At 31.9% G+C, this 24,658-nt stretch carries 27 protein-coding genes, 1 tRNA gene and 1 pseudogene; 13 read left to right on the top strand and 16 right to left on the bottom strand.

Features of this window, described 5'->3' with window-relative positions:
- Window positions 1-1,197 (top strand): tyrosine-type recombinase/integrase, encoded by a 1,197-nt coding sequence (locus V2W16_RS04765; protein ID WP_074141138.1) that lies wholly within the window; start codon window positions 1-3, stop codon window positions 1,195-1,197.
- A gap of 302 nt (window positions 1,198-1,499) precedes the next feature.
- On the opposite strand, the gene V2W16_RS04770 is transcribed toward V2W16_RS04765, so the two are convergent.
- The 4 genes from V2W16_RS04770 to V2W16_RS04785 form a co-directional block, all read right to left on the bottom strand.
- Window positions 1,500-2,024, bottom strand: coding sequence for a nitroreductase family protein (locus V2W16_RS04770; RefSeq protein WP_138267894.1), 525 nt, complete (start codon window positions 2,022-2,024; stop codon window positions 1,500-1,502).
- Between the two features lie 96 nt (window positions 2,025-2,120).
- Entirely contained in the window at window positions 2,121-2,795 is a 675-nt protein-coding gene (locus V2W16_RS04775; RefSeq protein ID WP_138267895.1) for a YoaK family protein, read from the bottom strand.
- An 18-nt stretch (window positions 2,796-2,813) separates the two neighbouring features.
- Window positions 2,814-3,287: a 23S rRNA (pseudouridine(1915)-N(3))-methyltransferase RlmH gene (gene rlmH / locus V2W16_RS04780; protein ID WP_138267896.1), complete on the bottom strand. Its 474-nt coding sequence runs from the start codon at window positions 3,285-3,287 to the stop codon at window positions 2,814-2,816.
- Window positions 3,277-4,035, bottom strand: a complete 759-nt coding sequence (locus V2W16_RS04785; RefSeq protein ID WP_138267897.1) for an acyl-[acyl-carrier-protein] thioesterase — start codon at window positions 4,033-4,035, stop codon at window positions 3,277-3,279. Before V2W16_RS04785 ends, rlmH begins: the two co-directional genes overlap by 11 nt.
- A gap of 187 nt (window positions 4,036-4,222) precedes the next feature.
- Between V2W16_RS04785 and V2W16_RS04790 the strand changes: the two genes are divergently transcribed.
- The 7 genes from V2W16_RS04790 to V2W16_RS04820 are packed head-to-tail and all read left to right on the top strand — an operon-like array spanning window position 4,223 to window position 9,377.
- Window positions 4,223-4,828, top strand: a complete 606-nt coding sequence (locus V2W16_RS04790; RefSeq protein ID WP_253229633.1) for an ECF transporter S component — start codon at window positions 4,223-4,225, stop codon at window positions 4,826-4,828.
- Window positions 4,829-4,867: 39 nt separating this feature from the next.
- Complete coding sequence (locus V2W16_RS04795; RefSeq protein WP_329382390.1) at window positions 4,868-5,458, top strand: ECF transporter S component; 591 nt, start codon at window positions 4,868-4,870, stop codon at window positions 5,456-5,458.
- A 9-nt stretch (window positions 5,459-5,467) separates the two neighbouring features.
- Complete coding sequence (locus V2W16_RS04800; protein WP_329382393.1) at window positions 5,468-6,238, top strand: type III pantothenate kinase; 771 nt, start codon at window positions 5,468-5,470, stop codon at window positions 6,236-6,238.
- On the top strand, window positions 6,219-7,214 hold the full coding sequence (locus tag V2W16_RS04805) for a tRNA dihydrouridine synthase (RefSeq protein WP_329382396.1): 996 nt from the start codon (window positions 6,219-6,221) through the stop codon (window positions 7,212-7,214). The genes V2W16_RS04800 and V2W16_RS04805 overlap by 20 nt, the downstream gene beginning before the upstream one ends.
- A 4-nt stretch (window positions 7,215-7,218) precedes the next feature.
- Window positions 7,219-8,094: a YicC/YloC family endoribonuclease gene (locus V2W16_RS04810; protein ID WP_329382399.1), complete on the top strand. Its 876-nt coding sequence runs from the start codon at window positions 7,219-7,221 to the stop codon at window positions 8,092-8,094.
- A 12-nt stretch (window positions 8,095-8,106) separates the two neighbouring features.
- On the top strand, window positions 8,107-8,652 hold the full coding sequence (gmk, locus tag V2W16_RS04815) for a guanylate kinase (protein WP_138267903.1): 546 nt from the start codon (window positions 8,107-8,109) through the stop codon (window positions 8,650-8,652).
- Window positions 8,653-8,708: 56 nt separating this feature from the next.
- A complete protein-coding gene (locus V2W16_RS04820; RefSeq protein WP_329382404.1) occupies window positions 8,709-9,377 on the top strand; it encodes a beta/alpha barrel domain-containing protein in 669 nt (222 codons plus the stop codon).
- A gap of 24 nt (window positions 9,378-9,401) precedes the next feature.
- Here V2W16_RS04820 and V2W16_RS04825 read toward each other — a convergent pair.
- The 8 genes and pseudogenes from V2W16_RS04825 to V2W16_RS04860 all read right to left on the bottom strand — a co-directional run bounded on the left by V2W16_RS04825 (window position 9,402) and on the right by V2W16_RS04860 (window position 17,215).
- Window positions 9,402-10,121 (bottom strand): annotated as a pseudogene (locus V2W16_RS04825) (YoaK family protein).
- 172 nt (window positions 10,122-10,293) lie between these two features.
- The gene (locus tag V2W16_RS04830; protein WP_329382407.1) at window positions 10,294-10,863 is read right to left on the bottom strand and encodes an ANTAR domain-containing response regulator; all 570 of its coding nucleotides are present in this window, start codon (window positions 10,861-10,863) and stop codon (window positions 10,294-10,296) included.
- A gap of 30 nt (window positions 10,864-10,893) precedes the next feature.
- Window positions 10,894-12,189: a glutamine synthetase family protein gene (locus V2W16_RS04835; protein WP_329382410.1), complete on the bottom strand. Its 1,296-nt coding sequence runs from the start codon at window positions 12,187-12,189 to the stop codon at window positions 10,894-10,896.
- A gap of 8 nt (window positions 12,190-12,197) precedes the next feature.
- A complete protein-coding gene (locus V2W16_RS04840; RefSeq protein ID WP_329382413.1) occupies window positions 12,198-12,929 on the bottom strand; it encodes a GltB/FmdC/FwdC-like GXGXG domain-containing protein in 732 nt (243 codons plus the stop codon).
- Window positions 12,926-14,161, bottom strand: coding sequence for an NAD(P)/FAD-dependent oxidoreductase (locus tag V2W16_RS04845; RefSeq protein ID WP_329382416.1), 1,236 nt, complete (start codon window positions 14,159-14,161; stop codon window positions 12,926-12,928). The genes V2W16_RS04840 and V2W16_RS04845 overlap by 4 nt, the downstream gene beginning before the upstream one ends.
- Before the next feature lie 2 nt (window positions 14,162-14,163).
- Window positions 14,164-14,598 carry a 4Fe-4S dicluster domain-containing protein gene (locus V2W16_RS04850; protein ID WP_329382419.1) on the bottom strand — a complete coding sequence of 145 codons (435 nt, stop codon included), beginning with the start codon at window positions 14,596-14,598 and terminating at the stop codon, window positions 14,164-14,166.
- 3 nt (window positions 14,599-14,601) lie between these two features.
- Complete coding sequence (locus V2W16_RS04855; RefSeq protein WP_329382423.1) at window positions 14,602-16,107, bottom strand: glutamate synthase-related protein; 1,506 nt, start codon at window positions 16,105-16,107, stop codon at window positions 14,602-14,604.
- A gap of 1 nt (window position 16,108) precedes the next feature.
- On the bottom strand, window positions 16,109-17,215 hold the full coding sequence (locus tag V2W16_RS04860) for a class II glutamine amidotransferase (protein WP_329382426.1): 1,107 nt from the start codon (window positions 17,213-17,215) through the stop codon (window positions 16,109-16,111).
- Window positions 17,216-17,629: 414 nt separating this feature from the next.
- On the opposite strand from V2W16_RS04860, the gene V2W16_RS04865 reads away from it, so the two are divergent.
- From V2W16_RS04865 to V2W16_RS04880, 4 genes are all read left to right on the top strand, one after another.
- On the top strand, window positions 17,630-19,714 hold the full coding sequence (locus V2W16_RS04865) for a glutamine synthetase III family protein (RefSeq protein WP_329382429.1): 2,085 nt from the start codon (window positions 17,630-17,632) through the stop codon (window positions 19,712-19,714).
- A gap of 161 nt (window positions 19,715-19,875) precedes the next feature.
- On the top strand, window positions 19,876-21,540 hold the full coding sequence (locus tag V2W16_RS04870) for an ammonium transporter (protein ID WP_425353941.1): 1,665 nt from the start codon (window positions 19,876-19,878) through the stop codon (window positions 21,538-21,540).
- Window positions 21,541-21,705: 165 nt separating this feature from the next.
- The gene (locus V2W16_RS04875; RefSeq protein WP_329382432.1) at window positions 21,706-22,755 is read left to right on the top strand and encodes an alcohol dehydrogenase catalytic domain-containing protein; all 1,050 of its coding nucleotides are present in this window, start codon (window positions 21,706-21,708) and stop codon (window positions 22,753-22,755) included.
- A 136-nt stretch (window positions 22,756-22,891) separates the two neighbouring features.
- A tRNA-Tyr gene (locus V2W16_RS04880) sits at window positions 22,892-22,976 on the top strand.
- 32 nt (window positions 22,977-23,008) lie between these two features.
- Here the strand turns inward: V2W16_RS04880 and V2W16_RS04885 are convergent.
- From V2W16_RS04885 to V2W16_RS11185, 3 genes are all read right to left on the bottom strand, one after another.
- Window positions 23,009-23,554: a flavodoxin family protein gene (locus V2W16_RS04885; RefSeq protein WP_329382435.1), complete on the bottom strand. Its 546-nt coding sequence runs from the start codon at window positions 23,552-23,554 to the stop codon at window positions 23,009-23,011.
- A 4-nt stretch (window positions 23,555-23,558) separates the two neighbouring features.
- Window positions 23,559-24,062: a cyclophilin-like fold protein gene (locus V2W16_RS04890; RefSeq protein WP_329382438.1), complete on the bottom strand. Its 504-nt coding sequence runs from the start codon at window positions 24,060-24,062 to the stop codon at window positions 23,559-23,561.
- A 95-nt stretch (window positions 24,063-24,157) separates the two neighbouring features.
- Window positions 24,158-24,250 carry a hypothetical protein gene (locus V2W16_RS11185; protein ID WP_425353949.1) on the bottom strand — a complete coding sequence of 31 codons (93 nt, stop codon included), beginning with the start codon at window positions 24,248-24,250 and terminating at the stop codon, window positions 24,158-24,160.
- A gap of 18 nt (window positions 24,251-24,268) precedes the next feature.
- On the opposite strand from V2W16_RS11185, the gene V2W16_RS04895 reads away from it, so the two are divergent.
- Window positions 24,269-24,460, top strand: a complete 192-nt coding sequence (locus V2W16_RS04895) for a sugar-binding domain-containing protein (protein ID WP_329382631.1) — start codon at window positions 24,269-24,271, stop codon at window positions 24,458-24,460.
- Window positions 24,461-24,483: 23 nt separating this feature from the next.
- Here the strand turns inward: V2W16_RS04895 and V2W16_RS04900 are convergent, their stop codons facing one another.
- Window positions 24,484-24,657 (bottom strand): hypothetical protein, encoded by a 174-nt coding sequence (locus tag V2W16_RS04900; protein ID WP_329382441.1) that lies wholly within the window; start codon window positions 24,655-24,657, stop codon window positions 24,484-24,486.
- Between the last annotated feature and the right edge of the window lies 1 nt (window position 24,658).

The following is a 24,658-nucleotide window of genomic DNA, read 5'->3' on the forward strand; positions in this document are numbered from 1 at the left end:
ATGGCAAAAGAAGTCAGACGAGATAACAAAGGACGTATTTTACGCACAGGAGAAAGCCAGAGAGCCGACGGAAGATATTTATATAAGTGTACCAACGCATTAGGAGAACCTGTTTCGCTTTATTCATGGAAACTCGTTCCCACAGACAAGATACCAAAAGGAAAACGTAAGGATATTTCCCTGCGAGAAAAGATTGAACAGTTGCAGAAAGACCTTAATGACGGTATCGACCCTACGGGAAAGAAAATCACGGTATGCCAGCTCTATGACAAAAAGAACAGCCTTAGAAAGAATGTCAAACGCAATACGGTAAAGGGACGTAAGCAGTTTATGAACCTGCTGAAAAAAGACCCTTTAGGAAGCATGACGATTGATACTGTAAAGCTGTCCGACGCTAAAGAGTGGGCAATCCGTATGAGTGAAAATGGTGTGGCGTACAGTTCTATCCGCAATTACAAGCGTTCCTTGAAAGCGTCGTTCTATCTTGCAATACAGGACGACTACATCAGAAAGAACCCGTTTGATTTTAAGTTGAGCGACGTTCTGGACGACGACACCGAGGAAAAGGTAGTTTTGACACCAGAGCAGGAAGCCAGCCTATTGTCCTTTATGCAGTCAGATAAGACGTACCGCAAGTATTATGATGAGGTCGTCATACTGCTGGAAACAGGCTTGCGTATTTCTGAATTTTGTGGATTGGACTTAAATGTAGCTGTTGACATGCGTAACAGGTCAATCCTTGTAGAACACCAGTTGCTAAAGGATAAGGAAATCGGTTATTACATTTCCACACCTAAAACAAAGAATGGTAGCCGACAAGTGCCAATGAGCAAAAAGGCTTATGAAGCATTTAAGCGAGTTATCAAGAACCGTGAGAAAGGTATATCGTTTACAGTAGATGGTTACAGCCGTTTCCTGTTCCTTAATCAAAAAGGATTGCCTAGAGTAGCCACGAATTATGACGGTATGTTAAGAGGTCTGGTAAAGAAGTATAACAAGACACATGATGAACCTTTACCGCACATCACACCGCATACATTCCGTCATACGTTCTGTACGAATATGGCGAATAAAGGAATGAACCCAAATACATTACAGTATATCATGGGACACGCCAATATCACCATGACGCTGAATTACTACGCACACGGTTCTTATGCTTCTGCAAGGTCTGAAATGGACAGGCTTTGTGCATAGTGGTAAAAAGAGTATTTACCACAGAATTTACTACTTCCGAACGGTAAAATACATAGAGATATAAAAATCTATGTGAAGTGCTTGACCCTATGAAAAATGCCTTAGAAGCCTGTAAAATAAGGCTTCAATGGCATTTAAGAAGATTTAAAAAGATAATAGGAATTTATGATAAGATTTTTATAATAAAATTATTACTTTAAATGTTATAAGTATTTTGAAATAGTAATAAAGTACTGTTATGTAATATTACAAAATATATTAAGGTATAATAAAAAAAAGAGATACAATATTGTATCTCTTTTTTATTTGATTATTATACTGTAATTTTCTTTTCTTGGTTTTGCTTCTTTTATTTCGCCCTTTGAATAACCAAGAGATAAAGCTCCTATCCCAACTAAATCATCACTTAAATTCCATTCTTTTAAAAGAGCTTTTCCTTCATCTGTATTAAACATTTCGTATTCTCTGTTTATCCAGCAAGTTGAAAGTCCCAAAGAATGAGCAGCAAGCATCATATTTTCAAGTGCACAAGTACCGTCTTGAACATGCGTTCTTGCATTTTTGTCAGCTAAAACTATTATTACTGTTGGAGCATCATAATAAGGATTTGAATCACTTCCCATAATCTCTGCATTCATTTTTGCAAGTTTTGTTAAAGTATCTTTGTTTTGTACGGCCACGATAACGGGAGATTGTTTGCCCATTCCAGAAGGTGCATATTCACCTGATTTTAAAATAAGCTCAAGTGCTTTGTCACTTATTTGTGTATCCTTATAACTTCTTACGCTTCTTCTTGAAAGAATATTTTCAATAACCTGGTTTGACATATAAATCCCTCCTAAACGTCTATTATATATATATTTTAATACAAATAATTAATATATACAATATTTAAGAATAAATAAGGATATATGTAATTTGTATTAGTAACGTTTTTCAACTTCTTCAATAAACATTAGAGTAAATACTATAATAAGTCCTATTACTGAAAATAATACGGCTTTTGTGAAAAATATCTTTGTTAAAAGACTTCCAATAATAGCACCTAAAATAAAGAAACATATTATTCCATAATATTGAATGCTATTTCTTAATAACTGTTTGTTTTTGGTTTGTTTGTATTTGTATAAATTTTCTGTTGCACTTCTTAAATTTCCTGTGCACATTGTTGTCGCATATGCATTGCCGTTTACTTTTCTAAAGCCCTCTACCTGCAAAGAGCATACAAAGGATATTAATATATTACATAATGTATCTAAATTACCGGAAGGAATAAATCCTACAATTAAAAGAGTTATAATTTCAATTAAAATAATTATTTGTCTCCAATGTATGTTGTCATTGTATTTATGTCTTTTCTTTATCATTTCTGCTGCAAGTATTCCGATAAAAAACGCGAATATAGGAAGGAAATAGAATCCAACCATTTGAAGATTTCCTTTTGATACATTTATTCCAAGCAAAACTATATTTCCTGTTTGGGCGTTTGCAAAAACACCTCCTCTTGAAATATAAGTATATGCATCTAGGAAACCTCCAACAATTGCCAAAATCATTCCCAGCCTATAGGTTTCGGACATTTGTTTCTTTTCTGTCATTTTATTGTCTTCCTTAGTTTATTTGTGATAGGTTTCATTGTTTATTATTTTAAAACTTCTATATATTTGTTCAAGTAACATTATTCTAAATAGCTGGTGGGGGAAAGTCATTTTGGAAAAGGAGATTTTTTTATCTGCCTTTTTAAGTACGCTGTCGCTTATTCCAAGGCTACCGCCGATAATAAAGGTTATGTTGCTTTTACCTGTTATTGATAAATTTTCTATTTGCTTTGAAAATTCTTCTGATGATAATTGTTTTCCTTTAATATCCATTGCAATTACAAATGAATTTTTGGGTATTTTGGAAATAATTTTTTCGCCTTCTTTTTCTTTTGCAATATTATCGAGAGAGTCATTACCGGTTAGCTTCTCATCCGGAAGTTGAATTAAATTTAACTTTACAAATCTTGAAAGTCTTTTTGAATATTCATTCTCAGCCATAACCCAATATTTTTCTTTTAATTTACCTACACATATTATATTAATATTCATCTTTTTTCTTCCAAAGTATTTTTATTAATGTATAAATTTCATTTTCTTTACTGCATATTTTAATGTTTGTATATTTTTGCCCGTCTTCTATCGTATCTTTTGAATATACAATAGGTTTATCATTTATAGTAATTTGTTTTTTATATGTAACTTGGATTTTATAAGGTAGATAATTACTTAAAACATCTTCATCTACATAGTCTAAGAAATATGAAAAATATAAAGCATTGTTTACGTGATTGTTAGTATCTAAATCGCAGTGTCTTATTTGAAGAGGTTTATATTCTACATTATTAAATAGTTCATCATCAATTTTATCAACATCAAAGCCTCTTCCTTTTTCTATATCTTCAATGTCATAAACATTTGCTATTTCTTTTGTTACTTTTCTTATTTTAAAAGTATCTTTTTCGACAAATAACCATCTTGTTTTAGCTTCTATTAGAATTTTTCCATTTTCATCTTTTAATAAAAATATTCTGTTACCATAGAATTTATTAAATGAATAAGGATATGTTTCAACTGTTATATTATCGCCTATTTTACCAAAGTGGTATATGTTCATATCATAATTTAAAAGTATCCAAGTAAGGTCACTTGTTCTGTCTATGCCAAGTGTTTCATCTTGTTTTAAAAATATATCTTGAAACCACCTTGCAGCTTCCATAGGTTTTAGTCTGTTAAAATTATCAACGTTTGAAAACTTTATTCTATGCTTTTCCGTTATATATGATTTTAAATTCTGCACTTTATCACCTGCTTATAATATTTTTTTATATTATACTACCAAAAATATAATTTTCAAATAATCCTTCAAATGTATCATATATATTTTTTTTTCTTGACAAAGGTATATGCGGTGATATAATGATTTTGTTAAAACGTCTTGCATCCTTGGTAATAACCTAAAAGAAGGAGTGAGAACGGAGGTAAATATGAATAATAAATTATTTAAAGACACAAAATCTTTTACATTTTTAAGCATAATGCTTGCTTTAACTATTTTTTTCACTTATACGGTCGGAATGATTCCTACGGGGATGGCTTCGATGGCAGTTCTTGCATTTTTCCCAACAGTTTTAACTTCACTTATATATGGTCCTAAGACAGGTGCGTTTATGGGTATTTTAGCGGGAATTGTTGCTATGTCAAAAAATATCATAATGCCATCAGGATTACTTTCTCCTTATTTTATTAATCCTCTTGTATCAGTTTTCCCAAGAATGTTTATAGGAATTATACCTTATTATGTATACAGACTTTTGGATAAAATAATAAAACAAAAAGATATAGTAGCCTTTATATCAGGAATGATGGGTGCTGTTACAAATACAGCTTTTGCAATGACTATGCTTTATCTTGTTTATGCAAAAGATATAATAGCGGTTACGGGAAAAGCTTTTAAAGCTGTTTTACTTGGCATTATTACTTCTTCTTCTGTAATAGAAGCCATTATAATGGGTATTGCAACTTTTGCTGTTTTAAAAATTTATCTTATGAAGAAAAATACTATTGCGGCAAATATAAAAAAGAATATATAACATTTATATGTAATTATAAAAAGGAAGAAGGGTAATATAATGGGTAACTTATTTAAAGATACGAAGCAGTTTACATTTATGAGCATAATGTTTGGAATAACAATATTTTTTACTTATACTGCAGGAATGATTCCTGCAGGTATGGCATCTGTTGCAATACTTTGTTTTATTCCTACTGTTCTTACATCTCTTATTTATGGAATAAAAGCTGGTGCATTTATGGGGGCTCTTGCTGGTCTTGTTACTCTTTCAAGAGCAATTATCGCTCCTGCAGGAATACTTGACCCATATTTTATAAATCCTCTTGTATCAGTTCTTCCTAGAATTTTTATAGGTATTGTTCCGTATTTTATATATAAGATTGTAAAAATGTTAACAAAGTCAAAAGCTTTAAGCTTTTTCTTTTCTGGTGCCTTTGGGGCAATAATAAATACAGCACTTGTTATGCCAATGTTATATTTAATTTATGGTACAGAAATTGCCAAAGCAGTAGGAACTAGTTTCAAAGTTCTTTTGATTGGTATTATTACATCTTCCATGTTGTTGGAAGCATTTGTAATGGGAATATTTACTGTTGCAATAATGATGGTATATATAAAGAAAAATCCAAATATAAAAGTAGAAAAATAGGAGAGAAAAATGATTTTAGTTATTGATGTAGGCAATACCACTACACAACTTGGTATTTTTAAAAATGATAAATTAATACATGAGTTTAGATATATTACAAAACAAGACAGAACAAGTGATGAAATAGGAACTCTTATAATAACATTCTTTTCTCATTTTGGGATTAATATAAAAGATTTCCAAGGAGCGATAATTTCAAGTGTTGTTCCTGATGTAAATTATCACTTGATAAATGCGGTAAAAAAATATCTATGTGTTACTCCTATGATTGTAGGCAGCGGTATTAAAACAGGTATTAACGTAAGAACAGATAACCCAAAAGAAGTAGGTGCAGATAGAATCGTAGATGCAGCGGCAGCTTATAATATATATAAATGTCCTGTTATAGTGGTAAACTTTGGAACTGCAACAAGATATGATTATGTAAATAAAGATGGAGTATTTTCTTATGCGGTAACATCTCCCGGTATTCAAATATCAGCCGATGCACTTTGGAAACAAGCTGCAAAACTTCCTAAGATAGAAATAAAAAAACCAGATAGTATACTTGCAAGTAATACTATAACAAGTATGCAGGCAGGTCTTGTATACGGATATATCGGACAAGTTGAATATGTTATAAGAAAAATGAAAGAAGAATTAAACGAAGAGGGAATAAAAGTTGTAGCATGTGGAGGATATGGAAAAATAATTTATCCTGAAACAAATGTTATAGACGATTTTGACCCATTACTTACATTAAAAGGATTAAAGATTATATATGACAAAAACAAAAAATAATTATTTTAGCGAACTTTTTAAACAAAACAAAGGAATATTAGCTCCAATGGCAGGTGTAACAAACCTGCCTTATCGTATTTTTATGAAGGAAATGGGCTGTAGAATATTTGTAAGCGAAATGGTAAGCGCAAAAGGAATATTTTATGGAAGTAAAAACACATTTCCTTTAATGGAAACAAATGAAATTGAGCATAGGGATTGTGCCTGTGGAATTCAAATATTCGGAAGTGACCCTGAAATTATGGGTAAGATAACAAATGAACATTTGAATGATACAGAGTTTGACTTTATAGATATAAATATGGGCTGTCCTATGAAGAAAATCGTAAATAATGGGGACGGTTCTGCGCTTTTAAAAGATCTTGTAAAAGCAAGAGAGGTTACTGAGGCTGTTAAGAAAAACTCAACTAAACCCTTAAGCGTAAAAGTAAGACTTGGCTTTAATGAAAAATATATACTCGATATTATAAAAGCTGTAGAAGACGGCGGAGCAGATATGATTACCGTACACGGAAGAACAAGGGAACAGGTATTTACCGGTGAAGTTGATTATGACGAAATCAAAAAAGCAAAAGAGAATGCAGATGTTCCTATAGTAGTAAACGGTGATTTGGATAACTATCTTAAAGCAAAGGAAAAAATGGATTATACAAAAACAGATGCCGTAATGATAGGAAGAGGGGCAAATTATGATCCGTTTATTTTCTCTCAGTTTAACGAACTTATTGAAGGTAAGGAAGTTAGCGTGTATAATAATCAAGATAAAATAAATGCTGCAAGAAAACATTTTGAAATTCACATGAAATATTCAACTGCAAAGAAAAGCGTTGTGGAATTTAGAAAATATTTATATTGGTATATAAAAGGAATAAAAAACAGTGCCAAAATACGAAACAGCATAAATAACATTTTTGAACAAGAACAAGTATATGAAGTATTTGACAGAATAGACGATATATTAAAAGAAGGAGAATAAAAACATGAAAAGCATGACGGGCTTTGGAAGAGGTGAATATAGAAGCGAAAACCTTGTAATTGATGTTGAAATAAAAACAATCAATCATCGTTACAGAGATTTTAATATAAGACTTCCAAGAAGATATTCAGCCTTTGAAGAAAAAATAAGAAACCTTATAAGTGAAAAAGTAAACAGAGGAAGAATAGATGTATTTATAAAGACTGAAAAATTTGGAAGCGAAGATGTATCTCTTCATTATGATAAAGAGCTTGCAGGGGAATATTATCAAATATTAAATCAAATAAAAAATGATTTCCCTGGGGTAAATGATGATATATCAATCATAAACATTGCAAGATATCCTGATGTAATAAAAGCAGAAGAAGCAGAAATTGACCTTGAGGAACAATGGAAATACTTTGAAAGTGCCATAAAAGAAGCAGTAGATACACTTGTTGAAAGCAGAAGTGCAGAAGGTGAAGCATTAAAGAAAGATTTCGTAAAAAGAATTAATATTATCGATGAACAAAAAGAAACAATATCAAAACTTGCTCACGAAATCCCAGAAAATTATGCAAAAGAATTAAATGACCATATAGAAAAATATAAAATAGGCGTTATTGATTCTGACAGAATAGCAACTGAAATTGCACTTTATGCAGAAAGAGTAAACATAACAGAAGAACTTGTAAGACTTTCAAATCATTTAAAATCTTTCCTTTCAATAATAGAAAAAAAAGAACCTATTGGAAGAAAGCTTGATTTTCTTTTACAGGAAATTAACAGAGAAGCAAACACAATTGCATCAAAATCAAACAGCTTTGAAATAAGTACTGCAGTTGTTGAAATAAAAAGCGAGTTAGAAAAAATAAGAGAACAAGTTCAAAATATAGAATAGTAGGAGAAGAAAATGAGAGGAAACTTATTTGTAATATCAGGTCCTTCAGGAAGTGGGAAAAGCACTATATGTTCACTTCTTGAAAAAGAAGATAAAATAAAGATATCAATTTCAGCAACAACAAGAGATAAAAGAACAGGTGAAGTTGACGGAGTAAATTATTTCTTTCTTACAAAAGAAGAATTTGAAAAAAAGATAAAGGAAAATGCTTTTTACGAATATGCCAATGTATTTAATAATTACTACGGTACTTTAAAAGCAAAAGTTGATGAAATGCTCGATGAAGGATATCATGTAATACTTGAAATTGATGTTCAAGGAGCAATGCAGATAAAAGAACAAAATAGTGAAGCAAAGTTAATCTTTATAATGCCTCCAAGCGAAGAAGAGCTTATAAACAGACTTACAGGAAGAAACACTGAAAGTGAAGAACAGCTTAAACTTAGAATAGGCACGGCAAAAAAAGAGATATCATATAAAGATAAATACGATTATGTTGTAGTAAATGATAATCTTGAAAAAGCCGTAGAAGAAATAAAAGAAATAATTTTAAAATAAAATCGACAAAATAGTCGGTTTTTTTGTATAATAAAATAAAAAAAGGAAGAAAGCAAATGGAATATAAAATCAGCCCATCTCTTATGTGTATGGATTTACTTAATATCGAAAAGCAAATAAAAATACTAAATAAATATGTATATTCATATCATGTTGACATAATAGACGGAGTATACTTCAAGAATTTTTCTTTTACACCCCCTTTTATGAAGGCTATACGAACTATTACAGATAAAAAGTTAGATGCACATGTAATGTTAATAGATCCATTTTATTATTTAGAAGAAATGGTTGAAAGCGGGGCAGACTGTGTAAGTATTCACAGCGAGAAACTTATAAACGAAGCATTTAGAACAGCAAAATTTCTTCATGATAGAAATAAAGATTTTGGGGTAGTGTTAAGCCCCAAAGCAAAAGCAAGTGATTTGGAAAAATATATTGAAAAGGTAGATAAAGTTACTGTAATGAGCGAAGAACCTGGGTTTGCCGGAGGAGAGTTTATTTCTGGAAGTCTTGATACAATAAAAGAACTTGTTAAAATTAGAGAAGAAAAGAAATTAAACTTTTTGATTGAAGTTGATGGAGTAGTAAATAAAGATCATTTTAGAGAATATAAAGATGCGGGAGTTGATATTTATATAGTAGGAAACAGAGGATTATTTTCTCTTGATGATGATTTGGAAAAAGCAGTAAATATAACCCTTGAACAAATAGCAAAAGCATAAAAAGAACGGTACTACCGTTCTTTTTTAATGTCCCGCAGGTTTTCTATAAAGTAGATCATGTTCTTTATATGTATCCCCGTATATAAATATAGCTAAAGTTATTAAAATAGGAATAATAGCAAGCCATATTGATTTTTCAACAAGAAAACTACAAGCAAATGTTAATATAAATCCACCTATTACAAAGAAGAATAACATGCATAAATGAGTTAAGCATTTATTTAACAATGTATAGTCTTTTTTCCTTATGATTCTTGACATCGCTATTCCTATTTGTCTTAAATGGTTAGTGCAAAAAGTTGTGGACATTGGAATGCCTTCAGCTTGTCTGAATGTATTATACTGCATTGAAGCAATAAAATTAATGGATACCTGTACTATTTGATTTGGAAGTGTAAGAGGAATTAGTCCCATGATAAAAAGAACAATTATTTCAAAAGCGATAAGATACGTATCCCATCATAAAAATCCCAGTTTTTTTATTGGAGAGGGGAGAGATTCTGATATGAAAGCTCCGAGAAAGTAAGCAGTTATTGGAATTAAAAAATAAAAACCGTGTGATATGTTTCCTTTTCCAAATGCGATTGCCATCATTACAAAGTTTGCTGTTTGTGCATTACAAAACACACCGCCTCTTAGATTAAAAGTATATGCTCCCATCATTCCTGCACTGCACATCAACAGTAAATATACCAGTTTTGATTCGCAAAAAAGATATTTTGAATTATTTTTTTCTATATTCATATTTTTACCTCAAATAATGTTATGTTTAATAGTATAGAACAGTAGTAATAAAACTTCAAGGGGTATAGAAAGAGCATTATTTCCTGGGTAATAATATAAACATTAAAGAAGAGTCATATATATGACTCTTCTTTTTGGTAAAATTATATATTAAAGTAAAAATGATAGATAACTACATTATGTTATATTTTATTAAAATATCTTTAGCTACCAAGTATCTGCTTACTCTTTCATTCATTGCCTGTTTTTCTATATATTTATGTGCCTGTTCTTCATTAAGCTTTTCATTTTCCATTAAAATAAGTTTTGCTCTGTCTACAATTTTAATTTCTTCTATTTTATTCCTTAGCTTTTCATTCTCTTTTTTTAGATTTAAGAGTCTGTTCTTAAGTGCCATCTGCATTTTAAAAGCTTGATAAAACATAGGTTTAATAATTGGTTTTTGAAGTACAAAAACTCCTGCAAATTCAACATCTGCACTTATTTGTTCAACAATTTCGCTTTTTACCATTAAAATTGTTCCTATATTGAGCCTTGCAAAATCAAGACTAAGCTGCGTTCCTGTTTCCTCTTTTAAAGGAGTATTTATAATTGCAATAGCTACTTCGTTGTTTGTTACATATCTTCTTGCTTTTGAAGCAGAGGATGTCGTGATTATTTGAACATTATGATATTCTTTTAATAATTGACATAAAGTATCTTTTGCTTTTTCGCTATATGAAACTATCAATACTTTATCCAAATAATCACCTCCCATATGATATATACTTTTTTATTCCGTTAAAAAATATTTAAGTTCCTGAATGTCTTCGTCTATTTGTAAATCTTTTTTTCTTTTATTGACAAAGTTATATACAAGATTTTCTCCAAGACATTTTTTTACGAATGTACTGTTTTCAAAAACGCCAAGTGCTAAGCTAAAATTATCTGCAAGAGTATCGATATCTTCTATTTTTGCATCTTGTGTAAAATATTTTAAATTGGCATTTTCGTTTAATTCTTCTTTTCTTTTAATTCCTTCTAATCCTGCATTAATTACAAGAGCAAAAGCTAAGTAAGGATTTGCCGTAGGGTCAAGACTTCTTAATGTAACCTTGCTTCTGTTTTCAATATAGTCTGTTATTTTTATAAGAGTATTTGGGTTCTTTTTTGACCAAGTAATTGATTTTGGTGCATAGAATTCTCCAAATCTTTTATATGAATTTCTTGTCGGATTTAAAATAGCGGTTATTTCTTTTATCCTATTCATTATTCCCGCTATAAAATATTTTGCTTCTTTAGAATCTTCAAGCCCTTTGGATAAAATATTTTCGTTATCTTTAAATACAAGAAGATTAAGATGAAGCCCGCTGCCGGATAATTCTTTTAGAGGTTTTGGCATGAAAGTAGCATATCCGCCGTTTTTATTTGCAATTGCTTTTACAATCCATTTGAATGTGACAAAATCATCTGCAGCAAGCAAGGCTTCGGAGTTTCTAAATATTATTCTGTTTTGTCCGGGGCCTCTTTCATGATGAGAACTTATAGGCGTTATTCCCATTTCTTCAAGGGTAAGGCATATTTCTCTTCTTATATTTTCTCCTTTATCAACAGGAGAGACATCAAAATATCCCGCTTCATCGTAAGGCATTAAAGTTGGTTGCCCCTCGTCGTCTGTTTTAAAAATATAAAATTCACATTCTGTTCCTACTTTAATTGTATATCCCATTTCCTTCGCTTTATTAACTGCTTTTGTGAGAATCATTCTAGAGTCGCTTTCAAAATTTTCTCCATTTGGATATTTGACATCGCAGAAAAATCTTGCGACTCTTCCTTCCGATGGCCTCCAAGGAAGAATTGATAAAGTTGTTGGATCCGGAAATAAAAGTAAAGTATTATTTTTTTCGTTTGAAAATCCGTCTATGGCAAATCCGTCAAAGGCTATTCCGTTTTCAAAAGCATTTTGTAGTTCATCTGACATTATAGCTATATTTTTTTGAATGCCGAATACATCACAAAATGCAAGTCTTATAAATTTAATGTCATTTTCTTTAACGAAATTGATGACTTCCTTTGTAATATTATTCATATACCCTCCTAATGATTAGTATATAATTGTTTGTATGGACTTTTTGTGTTTGGAATTATAATATAAAATTTACTTTCTATAATATTATCATAATCTTTATTAAAATAATTACAATATTTTTTTATATTATCTTTTATTTCCTCTAAATCTTCTTTTTCTGCTTCTTTAACGATAAGTTTGTCGCCATCAAATACAGGAGGGTTGTTTGTTCTAAGATAAATTTTTCCTCCGTGCATGCCTGTTGCACAGAAATTACCCATTGGAATTTCTTTATCTTCGTAACCTAATCCTAATACAACGATATTTCCTCCTGCTTGATATTCTCCAAGGAATGAGCCGGTTTTGCCTCCAACGATTATTGCAGGTTTTTTATCTTTATAGGCTTTCATATGGATACCTGCTCTGTATCCTACATCACCCTCAACATATATTGTGCCACCACGCATTGCATATCCCGTTGCATCTCCGCTTGAACCGTGGATTACAATTTCACCGTCATTCATTGTATCTCCTGTTGCGTCTTGTGCATTTTCATTTATAGTGATGTGTGCTCCGTCAAGATATGCTCCCACTGCATTTCCCGGAACTCCGTTTATAGTAAGATTAACTTTAGACATACCTGCTCCTATAAATCTTTGTCCCATTACATCATCAACGGTTATATCCAAGTCTTTTAAAGCACAAGCTTTAATTTGTTCATTTATTTGTTTATGTTCAAGTCCTTTTGCACCAAATCTCATAACTTTTTACCTCCAAGCTTAGAGTCTCTGTAATCTCTTGAAAATGCCATAAGCCCAGGATTATCTTTAATTAAATCGAAATCTATGTCACTAAGATTAACTTTTTCTCTTATTAAATAAGTATATATTCCGGCTTTATCTACATTTCCTATAATAATGAAGCCTTTAAGAAGGTTGTCTTTATATACAAGCTTCTTATATTCATCTTCATTTTCTACTATATATTCTTCACCATCGTAGTTTCCGGCTGTTACCATATGAAGACCAAATAATCCAAGAGAGTTCATTGGCATTGCATTTTTATAGGATTTTTCTCCTCCCGCCATATTTACTCCTGCAGTTTCACCTTTAAAATAAGCATTTGGAAGAAGAGCAAGAATTATATTTTGATTTCTTGTAATATCATAACTTGCAGTGCAGTCTCCTGCGGCATAAATATCTTTTAATGTTGTCATTCCATGTTCGTCAGTTATGATACCTCTGTTGACTTCACAACCTATTTCTTCTGCTAAGTTTACATTTGGTCTTACACCTACTGCAACCACGAATATATCATAATCAAGCTTTGAACCATCTTTTAGGGTAGCTTGTTTTTCATCAATTTTATCAATACTGTTACCGAGTATAAATTTAACACCTTGTTTTTCAATGTGTTTTTGAACCAATTTACATCCTTTTTCATCAAGGATACTTGGTAAAATTCTATCAGCAAGGTCAACAACCGTAACATTTTTAACTTTATTGTTAATTGCTTCGGCGCATTTAAGTCCAATAAGTCCTGCGCCTAAAATTAATACTTTGCTGTCTTTGGTAATTGCTTTTTCTAGGTTTAGAGCATCATCTAAAGACATGAAAGTAAATTTGTTTTTTACCTTTTCTTCTCCTTCAATGTGAGGTGTAAAAGGGGAAGAGCCGGTTGCAATCATTAGTTTTTCGAAAGGGATGTTTCTTTTATTATTAAGGACGATACATTTATTTTCATAATCGATTTTTTCCGCCTTAGTCCCCTTTATCACTTCTACATTGTTTTTTATATAAAAATCATCTTCTCTATATCTCATTTTCTCCAAAGTTGTCTTTCCTTCCACAAGATAGGATATTAAAGGTCTTGAGTAGATAAAATGATTTTCATCCGTTACTAAAGTTATATCACCGTTTTTATCAACACTTCTTATTCCTTCTATTGTTCCAATGGCGGCAATAGAACCGCCGATAATTACATATTTGCTCATAATTAACCCCTTTCTTCGAAAACAATGGCATTATTTGGACATCCTTTTACACAGTTAGGTTCTCCAATAGAATTGTTTGTACAAAATTCACATTTGTTTACAACACTGTTTTCTTCGTCGGGATGAATTGCACCGTAAGGACAAACTAAAACGCATGTCAAACATCCGATACATTTTTCTTTATCTACACTAATAAGCCCGTCTTTTATCGATAAAGCTCCACTGATACAGCTTTTTACGCATATTGGTTCTTCGCAGTGCCTGCAAGATACTGCAAAGTGAACTTGATTTTTATCTTCAACCCTTATATTAGGATAGATTTTCTTTCCTTTAAGTGCTTTTATCATGCTGTCTTTTTTACTGTTCGCAAAGGCACAGTTATATTCACATAGGTGGCACCCTAAACACCACTGTTCATTGATGTAAATTCTTTTCATTTTTTATTCTCCTGCGTGCTTTATTCCTAGTATTTCAAGTTCTTTTTCGTTAAGACCTACACCTCTTAGCATCAGTCTGTTTCCTTTTAATGCTTCTATTGAGTTTATTCCCATACCGCCCATCATTTCTTTTATTTCATGTTCCCATGCGGTTACTAGGTTTACTACTCTTTTATATCCAATATCAGGATTTAATCTTTTTACAAGATCTGGTCTTTGCGTTGCAATACCCCAGTTACATTTTCCGCTGTGGCAATTTCTACATAAGTGACAGCCAAGGGCCATTAATGCTGAAGTTGCTATATAAACACAGTCGGCACCAAGGGCAATTGCTTTTACTACATCTGCACTGCTTCTTATACTTCCGCCAACTACAAGAGAAACATTATCTCTTATGCCTTCACTTCTAAGTCTTGAATCTACGCTTGCAAGAGCAAGTTCGATTGGAATACCTACGTTATCCCTGATTCTTGTTGGAGCTGCTCCTGTTCCTCCTCTAAAACCGTCTATTGCAATTATATCTGCACCGCTTCTTGCGATACCGCTTGCTATTGCGGCAACGTTATGTACTGCTGCAATTTTTACGATAACGGGTTTTTTATATCCTGTTGCTTCTTTTAGAGAAAGAACAAGCTGTCTTAAATCTTCAATTGAATAAATATCATGATGAGGAGCAGGACTTATTGCGTCACTTCCTTCTGGAATCATTCTTGTTTTTGAAATATCAGGACCGATTTTTTCTCCCGGTAAATGTCCTCCGATACCGGGTTTTGCACCTTGACCCATTTTTATTTCAATAGCTGCTGATGTATCAAGATAATCTTTATGTACGCCAAATCTACCTGACGCAACTTGGACTATTGTATTTTTCCCGTATTTATAAAAGTCTTCGTGAAGACCACCTTCACCTGTGTTATACATTATTCCAAGTTCGCTTGCAGCTCTTGCCAAGCTTTCATGAGCATTGTAACTTATTGAGCCGTAAGACATTGCAGAAAACATTATAGGAACGTTTAATTTGATTTGAGGAGGAGTGTTTGGAACAATATTTCCTTTATCATCTCTTTCAATTTTTACATTTTTCTTTCCTAAGCTTACTTTTGTTTCCATTGGCTCTCTTAGGGGGTCAATAGATGGGTTTGTTACTTGAGATGCGTTTATAAGCATTTTATCAAAGTAAATAGGGTACTCTTTAGGATTTCCCATTGATGCAAGAAGCACTCCACCGCTGTCAGCTTGACGGTAAATATTTTCAATGTTTTCTTTATTCCAATTTGCATGAGGTTTAAAAGTATGGTCGCTTTCAACGATTTTTAGTGCTTTAGTAGGGCAGAGAGATACACATCTATGACAAGCAACGCAGTTTGTTTCGTCGCTTAACATAAGTTTGCTGTCTTCATCATAAAAGTGTACTTCATTTGCACATTGTCTTTCACATACTCTGCACTGTATACATCTGTCTTGATTTCTTACCACTTCAAACTGTGGATGTATAAAATTAATTCCCATCTTATTCTACCCCCTTGTTTAATGTAACTATTACAGGTTCACCACCGGCAGGTGAGTAAATTTTGTCTACTTGTTTTTGTATGATTTTTATTGCGCTTTCTTCACTTGCCATATATACGCTTTCTCCTTTTTCGGCAACAACCATTGAACGAAGTTTTAATCTATCGTTAAGGGCCATAAGTCCTCCGTTAAAACCTAAAATGATTGAGAAAGGACCTGTAATAAGCAGACTTGAAAAAATAGTTCTTAAATATGAGAGTCTTTCTCTTTCTTTTTCTTCTTTTGTTTTTATTGTTTCCCAGAAAGGTGCTGCAACAACTTCTGCTGCTTCTTTTAAAGTTAATTTGTTTTTTCTAAGTAAATAGTCCATCATATATGTAATTACTTCTGTATCTGTTAGAAGATTACATTTATATCCAAACATTTCAATATATCTTCTGTTTGCATCGTAAGAAGAAATTTCACCGTTATGAACTATTGAATAGTCAAGAAGGCTAAATGGATGAGCGCCTCCCCACCAGCCGGGAGTGTTGGTAGGGTATCTTCCGTGTGCTGTCCAAGAATATGCTTTGTATTCATCAAGTTTATAAAATTCTCCTACATCTTCCGGATAACCTACTGCTTTAAAAGAACCCATATTTTTCCCGCATGAAAAAACATAAGAACCTTTCATATTTGTGTTGATATTCATAACACATTCAACTACAAATTCTTTTTCGTCTAATTGAGAAGATTTTAATTTAGATTCTTTTGGTAATACAAAATATCTATATATTAAAGGTTCGTTTGTGATTTTATCGATTTTTCTTGTAGGAATAATTCCTTGTTCGATAATATCAAAATGAGTATCTAAAAAAGCTTCACATTCTTTTCTTACAATATTGTCATCATAAAAAACGTGAAAAGCATAATAGTCTTTATATTCGGGATATATGCCGTAAGCGGCAAACCCTCCTCCAAGTCCGTTGCTTCTTTCGTGCATTACTTCAATTGATGTTATTATGTCTCTTCCGTCGGTTCTTTTTCCGTCTTTGTGAAAAATACCGCTTATGGCACATCCTGAAGGTATTCTTACATTTCCTTCTTTATATCTTTCATCAAATATCATTTCTACACCCCCAAAAAATAAAGCGCCCAATAAGCACATAAAAATAAAGTGCTTATTGGACACCGTTGTCCTTAATATTTAGTTAGTGGTATAAGTATAAACTCAAAATTATAAAAATGCAAGAGAAATTTATATTTTTTTTGAATTTTCTAAAAATTTAAAAAATTTCAAAAAAATGCTTGACAAAAATAACACCTCGTAGTAAAATCCACTCATACACAGCAAAGGCGCTGTAAGCAAAATGCTTACGGTGCCTTTTTGCTTACTTAATACAAGTTTATTTATAGGTTTATGTATAAAATTTATATTTTCAATATTAATTTATAGTAGAAAGATAAAGAAAAATTTTGTATAATTAATCTATATGTAAAAGTATTAAGAATAATAAAAAACATATGAAAGGATGTATATATTATGAGCGCAATACCTGAGTTCTTTGGTTGTAAAGTTTTCAATGATACTACAATGAAAGAAAAATTACCTAAAGATACATATAACAAATTAAAGAAGACTATTGAAGAAGGCAAAAAATTAGATATAAGCATTGCAAATGCAGTAGCCCATGCAATGAAAGAGTGGGCTCTTGAAAATGGTTGTACACATTATACTCACTGGTTCCAACCAATGACAAGTTTAACAGCAGAAAAACATGATGCTTTTATAGTTCCTGACGGAGATAAAGTTGTACTTAGATTATCAGGTAAAGAATTATTACAAGCAGAACCTGATGCTTCATCTTTCCCATCAGGAGGACTTAGAGCAACAAATGAAGCGAGAGGATACACAGTTTGGGATCCTACAAGTTATGCTTTTATTAAAGATAATACTTTATGTATTCCTGCAATTTTCTGTTCTTATAACGGTGAAGTTCTTGATAAAAAAGCTCCGCTTCTTAAATCTATTGAAGCAATCAGTAATCAAACAAAAAGATTATTAAAACTTCTTGGAAAAGAATGCAGTGGTGCTGATACTTCAGTTGGAGCAGAACAAGAATACTTTATTATCTCAGAAGAAATGTATAAGAAAAGACCTGACCTTATTTATACAGGAAGAACATTATTTGGTTCACCTTCTCCTAAAGGTCAAGAACTTGATGACCATTACTTTGGTTCAATAAAAGCAAAAATCTTAGAATATATGGAAGACTTGGATAAGAGCCTTTGGGAATTTGGTATTACTGCGAAGACAAGACATAACGAAGTAGCTCCTGCACAACATGAACTTGCGCCTGTTTATTCATCAACAAATACAGCAACAGACCAAAATCAAATCATGATGGAAATGATGAAAAAAATTGCAAGAAAACATGGACTTGTATGTTTACTTCATGAAAAACCATTTGAGGGCATTAACGGAAGCGGTAAACATAATAACTGGTCAATTACAACAAAAGAAGGAGAAAATATCCTATCTCCGGGAAATGACCCTAAACAAAATATGCAATTCTTACTTGTTCTTGCCGCTGTAGTAAAAGCTGTTGATGAACATCAAGATTTACTTAGAATTTCAGTAGCAACAGCAGGTAACGACCACAGACTCGGTGCAAACGAAGCTCCTCCTGCAATTATCTCTATATTCCTTGGAGATGATTTAAAAGGTGTAGTTGACGCAATTATTTCTGATAATGACTATAAGAGCGAAGGAAAAACAAAATTCTCTCTTGGAGCAACAGTTCTTCCTGACTTAACAAAAGATACAACAGACAGAAACAGAACATCTCCATTTGCATTTACAGGAAATAAATTTGAATTTAGAATGGTAGGTTCTAAAGACTCAGTTGCTTGTCCTAATATGATTTTAAATACAATTGTTGCAGATGCATTTAGTGATTTCTCAGATAGATTAGAAAAAGATAATTCAGAAGAAGCAATCAAAGCTTTAATTAAAGAAACATTTACTAATCATCAAAGAATTATCTTCAACGGAGACGGATATTCTGATGAATGGGTAGAAGAAGCAGCTAAAAGAAAACTTCTAAATTTAAGAACAAGTGCTGAAGCAATTCCTTATTATAGAAAAGAAGAAAATGTTAAATTATTTGAAAAACATAAAGTTCTTTCAAAAGATGAACTTGAAAGTAGAACAGAAGTATTACTTGAAGACTATTCAAATGTTTTATCTATTGAAGCAAAAGCTACAATAGAAATGGCAAAAAATGCTATCTTACCTGCATGTATTGCATATGTAAAAGAAGTTGCAGAAACACTTCAAGTAAAACAAGCAGCTTGCCCAAGTGCAAACAACAAAGTAGAAGAAGATACTGTTGTAAAAGTAAGTGATTTGAATGTAAAATTATATGAAGCAATCAATGAGTTACAAAAAGGATTAGAAGAAGCTGAAAGCGTACAAAATGCAGAACAAAGAGCAATGGCATTTAAAGAAAAAGTATTTGAAAATATGGAAGAAGTAAGAAAATATGCAGATGAACTTGAAACAATTGTAGATAAGAAGTTCTGGCCATATCCATCTTACGGTGAAATTTTATTCAGCGTTCAATAAAAATAAATAATAAATAATCAAATTTGACACAAAGGCGTGTATGTATTATTACATATACGCCTTTTTATTTTATATATTTTAGGAGGAAAAGAAAAATGGGAACAACATTTAGTGCTCTTGATACAATTTGAGTATTACTTGGAGCAATATTGGTATTTTGGATGCAAGCAGGATTTGCAATGGTAGAAGGAGGTTTTACCAGAGCAAAAAACGCAGGTAACATTATTATGAAAAACTTAATGGACTTTGTTCTTGGTACCATTATTCTCTGGGTACTTGGTTTTGGTATAATGATGGGTGATGATATCGGAGGAATTATAGGTAAGGTAGATTTCTTTATTAGAGGAAATTATGATAGTACTTTCCCTACAATGGCCTTTATTATTTTCCAAACTGTATTTTGCGCAACGTCTGCTACAATTGTATCCGATGCAATGGCAGAAAGAACAAAGTTTATTGCATATTTAATTTACTCGGCTGTAATCAGCGCAATTATTTATCCAATTTCAGGTCACTGGATTTGGGGTGGTGGCTGGTTAAGTCAACTTGGTTTTCATGATTTTGCCGGTTCAACTGCGGTGCATATGGTAGGAGGAATATCTGCTTTGGTAGGTGCTAAAATTCTTGGTGCAAGACTTGGTAAGTATGATAAAAATGGAAAGAGTAAAGCTATTCCTGGACATAATATTGCAATAGGTGCCCTTGGCGTATTTATTTTATGGATGGGTTGGTTTGGATTTAATGGTTGTTCAACAGTTGCAATGTCAACAGATGCGGATATGGTTTCTGCGTCAACAATTTTCGTAACAACAAACATGGCAGCAGCAGCTGCTGCATTAATGAGTTTAATTGTTACTTGGGTTAGATACGGAAAACCTGATGTTTCAATGACTCTAAACGGTGCTTTAGCAGGGCTTGTTGCTATTACAGCAGGTTGTGATATGGTTTCTACTACAGGTGTTTTCTTTATTGGAGCAATCGCAGGTGTGCTTGTTGTATTTGCAGTTGAATTTATTGATCATAAATTAAAAATTGATGACCCTGTTGGTGCAATTGCGGTTCATGGGTGTTGCGGTGCGACAGGAACACTTTTAACAGGATTATTCTCAGTTGAAGGTGGTTTATTCTATGGTGGTGGAATTAACATGTTCCTAACACAACTTGTAGGTGTTGTAAGTGTAGCAGTTTATGTATTTATCGCAATGTTTATTGTATTTAAGATAATTGATAAAACAGTAGGTTTAAGGGCAAGCAAAGAAGAAGAAATTTTGGGACTTGACATAACGGAACACGGACTTGTAAGCGCATATGCAGACTTTGCTCCTGCAGGAGATTTCTATTATTCATTAGATGATGAAAGTGAATTGCTTGGTGTTGAAACACCTGCTCCTTTAGCTAAAGAAGTTAAACCTGCTATTCAAACAACAACTGAAGGAGATAATATCAAAGTTACAAAACTTGACAGTGGTATAAGTAAAGTTACTATAGTAATTAATAAAGATAAATTTGGAGCTTTAAAAGCTGCAATGCAAAAAATCGGTGTTACAGGTATGACAGTAACAAATGTTCTTGGATGTGGTGTCCAAAAAGGTAGAAAACATTTCTATCGTGGTAGTGAAGTAGAATCTATTTTACTTCCTAAATTAAAGGTAGAAATCGTAGTTGCGGCGGTTCCTGTAAGAGAAGTTATTGATGAAGCTAAAAAGGCTTTATATACAGGTAATATCGGCGATGGTAAAATCTTCGTTTACGGACTTGATAATGTTGTTAAAATAAGAACAGGTGAAGAAGGCTTTGATGCCCTACAAGAACCTGAAGAAGAATAATAATAATGAAAAGGCTTGTACTAATGTACAAGCCTTTTTTATTTGTTTAATAAGCATCTATACATTTTAATTAAGTAAAATTTCCCTTTGCAAATTTTTTCAGTATTGTAAAATATTTTACTCTACTTTAAACTGTAATTAAGAAAAGACTAAGGAGAATAGAATATGAAAGCAGTAATTTTTAATGGACCAAATGATTTTTATTATGGGGATATTGAAACACCTAAATGTCCTGAAAACGGGGTGCTTATAAAAGTTATATCAGTAGGTCTTTGCGGTTCTGATATAAGAACTTTTACTTCAGGACACAAAAAGGTAAAACCTCCTTTTGTTATTGGACATGAAGTTGCGGGAATTATTGAAAAAAGTGACAGTGAATATTATAAAGAAGGTCAAAAGGTTATGTTAAATCCTGGTATTACATGCGGAAAATGCAGTTATTGTACATCGGATAAACATATTAAAAACCTTTGTAAAAATATTACTGTACCGGGAATGAATTTTTATGGAGGATATGCTCAGTATATGGCTGTTCCTGCAGTTGGTTCAACTCCTGAATTTTTACATATTTTACCTGATGATTTTAATTTGGATCTTGCTCCTTTATCAGAAACATTGGCAAGCGTATATTCAACACATGATTTTATCAATGTAACAAAAGGGGACACTGTTCTTGTAATAGGTGCAGGTCCGCTTGGAAATTTGCATAGTGCAATGGCGAAATTAAGAGGAGCAAAAAAAGTTATATTATCAGAAGTAAATCAACCAAGACTTGATAAAGCAAAAAGATTTGATTATATAGATGTGTTCGTAAATCCAACAAAAGAAAGTTTGGAAGAAGTTGTTATGAGAGAAACAAATGGGGATGGGGTAGATGTTGCAATTACAGCATGTCCTGTAGGTTCTGCGCAGGAAGAGGCGACTCATTATCTTCGTCCAAGAGGAAAACTTTTATTATTCGGTGGACTTCCTCATGATAACTGCCGTGTAAATTTTGACAGCAATTTAATTCATTATAAAGAACTTCAACTTTGTGGAGGTTATAGCTTTGATCCTGCTTCTTTTAAATCTGCACTTGATTTAATAGTAGAAGGAAAAATTGATGCAAGCAAATTTGTTACTCATACAATTCCTTTAAAAGAAATAAAACATGGCATTGAAATGACAAGAACAGGGGAAGCTATAAAAGTAATTTTAAAGCCATGGGAAGAATAAAATAAAGAGCAGGACAACCTGCTCTTTTTTTTGGTAAACATGAAAATTATTGATAATAGTTTTGTTATTTTATTAATATAATTATAATCTATTGACAAATGGGGTATAATATATTAAAATATTATAGCATATTCACGGGGGAGTGCCCGAGTGGCTAAAGGGGGCGGACTGTAAATCCGTTGGCTCAGCCTACAATGGTTCGAATCCATTCTCCCCCACCATTTTTATAAGTACCGAATAGTCGGTATTTTTTTTATGCATTTTTTCCCATTGTAATTGCTTTATTTATTATATTTTCATTACTTAAAATATCTTTTACGTTTGTTACGTTTGTTGCACATAAATGTCCCATAAGTTTTACACCTTCAAAACATGATATCCAGCCTTCAATTTCTTTTAATATTATATTTATTGCACTTTCTTCTTCATCGGCACATGAGGCAAGTAGATATATTTCTTTGAAATTATATTTCATTGCAAATACTGGGTTCATTCTATCTAGGAAATTTTTTAACTGTCCGCACATTGTGTAATAATAAACAGGTGTTGTAAACACAATTGCATCGGCATTTTTAAATTTATCTAAAAGTAATTTAGCATCGTCATTTATAACGCATTTATGTTCCTTTTGACAGTATAGACATCCTCTGCAAAAGTTTATATTGTAATTTCTTAAATATACAATTTCGACAATATGTCCTTTTTCTTCTGCTCCTTTTTTAAAATTTTCAGCCAATATTTCTGAATTTCCCCCTTTTCTCATTGTGGAAGAAATAATTAAAATATTCTTTTTTTTCATACTTTTACTTCTTTACTTTAATATGTACTTGAACTTCATTTTTATTTGTAAAATTGTCTTCATCCAGATTTTCTATTACTCCGATTTTGGTATATTGATATGAAGTGTCAAAATCCTTATAGAATATAACCAGAGTATCTGCACCGTAGAGCATAACATCACCTTTTTTTATCTTTCCTACATTATATTCATCCGTAGGAAGAGAGGATGATAAATTATAATACTTTTCATTTTGGTTAAAATCCTGCATTGTAATATTTAATGGAAGAATTTTTATAAGTTCCTTTGTCGTTTGATTGTTTTCTACATTTAAAACATAATCTTTACCGTCGATATTTATGCTTAATGACTGAATATTTTCGGTATTTGATGTGTTTTTTGCTATATCTGTTGTTCCACTCATTATCTTGTTTTCTTTTTTGTCAGAAGATTTATCATTTTTATAATTTATAAAAATTAAACATATAAATATAAGTAAAATAATAAATATAAAGATGAATTTCTTCATGATTACCTCCTTTTTATTTTACTTTACTATATGGACTTAACTCCAAGTCAAGAGAAAATAAAAAAAACACTTCATTTAAGAAGTGTTTTTTTATATTAATACATTCCGATACTAAATAAGTAAGCAATTACTACGGCTATTGGACCTGTTATAATTTTGTATAAAACAACCGCTATACTTGCGTTAATAGCTTATGCAGTTATTAAATAAACCTTACATGCAATGATCATTTAATGTCATTAGACTTGAATGAAATAAAAAAGATAAAAGAAGTTGTTGCCGTTGCCGGAGGAGTTGAAAAAGCCGACAGTATATATACAGCAATAAGGTGTAATTATATTGATTCCCTTATCACAGATGTAAATACGGCAAAAAAACTTATTTCACTTGCAAGATAAAACACCGCTTAAGCGGTGTTTTTTTAATGCACTATTATAAAATAAATTACATATATCCATCCTAAAAGTCCATGTATTATCGCCCAGAATATAGAATGCCAAGTGGTATAACTTATAACCATTGCAAGGGCACTTCCGAATGAAATACCTGACTTTACGGTTTTTTTAATGATAGTCGTTGTGTTTCCTGTTTCCATA

It is taken from the genome of Anaerofustis butyriciformans (assembly GCF_036289385.1).
Lineage (GTDB): Bacteria > Bacillota > Clostridia > Eubacteriales > Anaerofustaceae > Anaerofustis > Anaerofustis butyriciformans.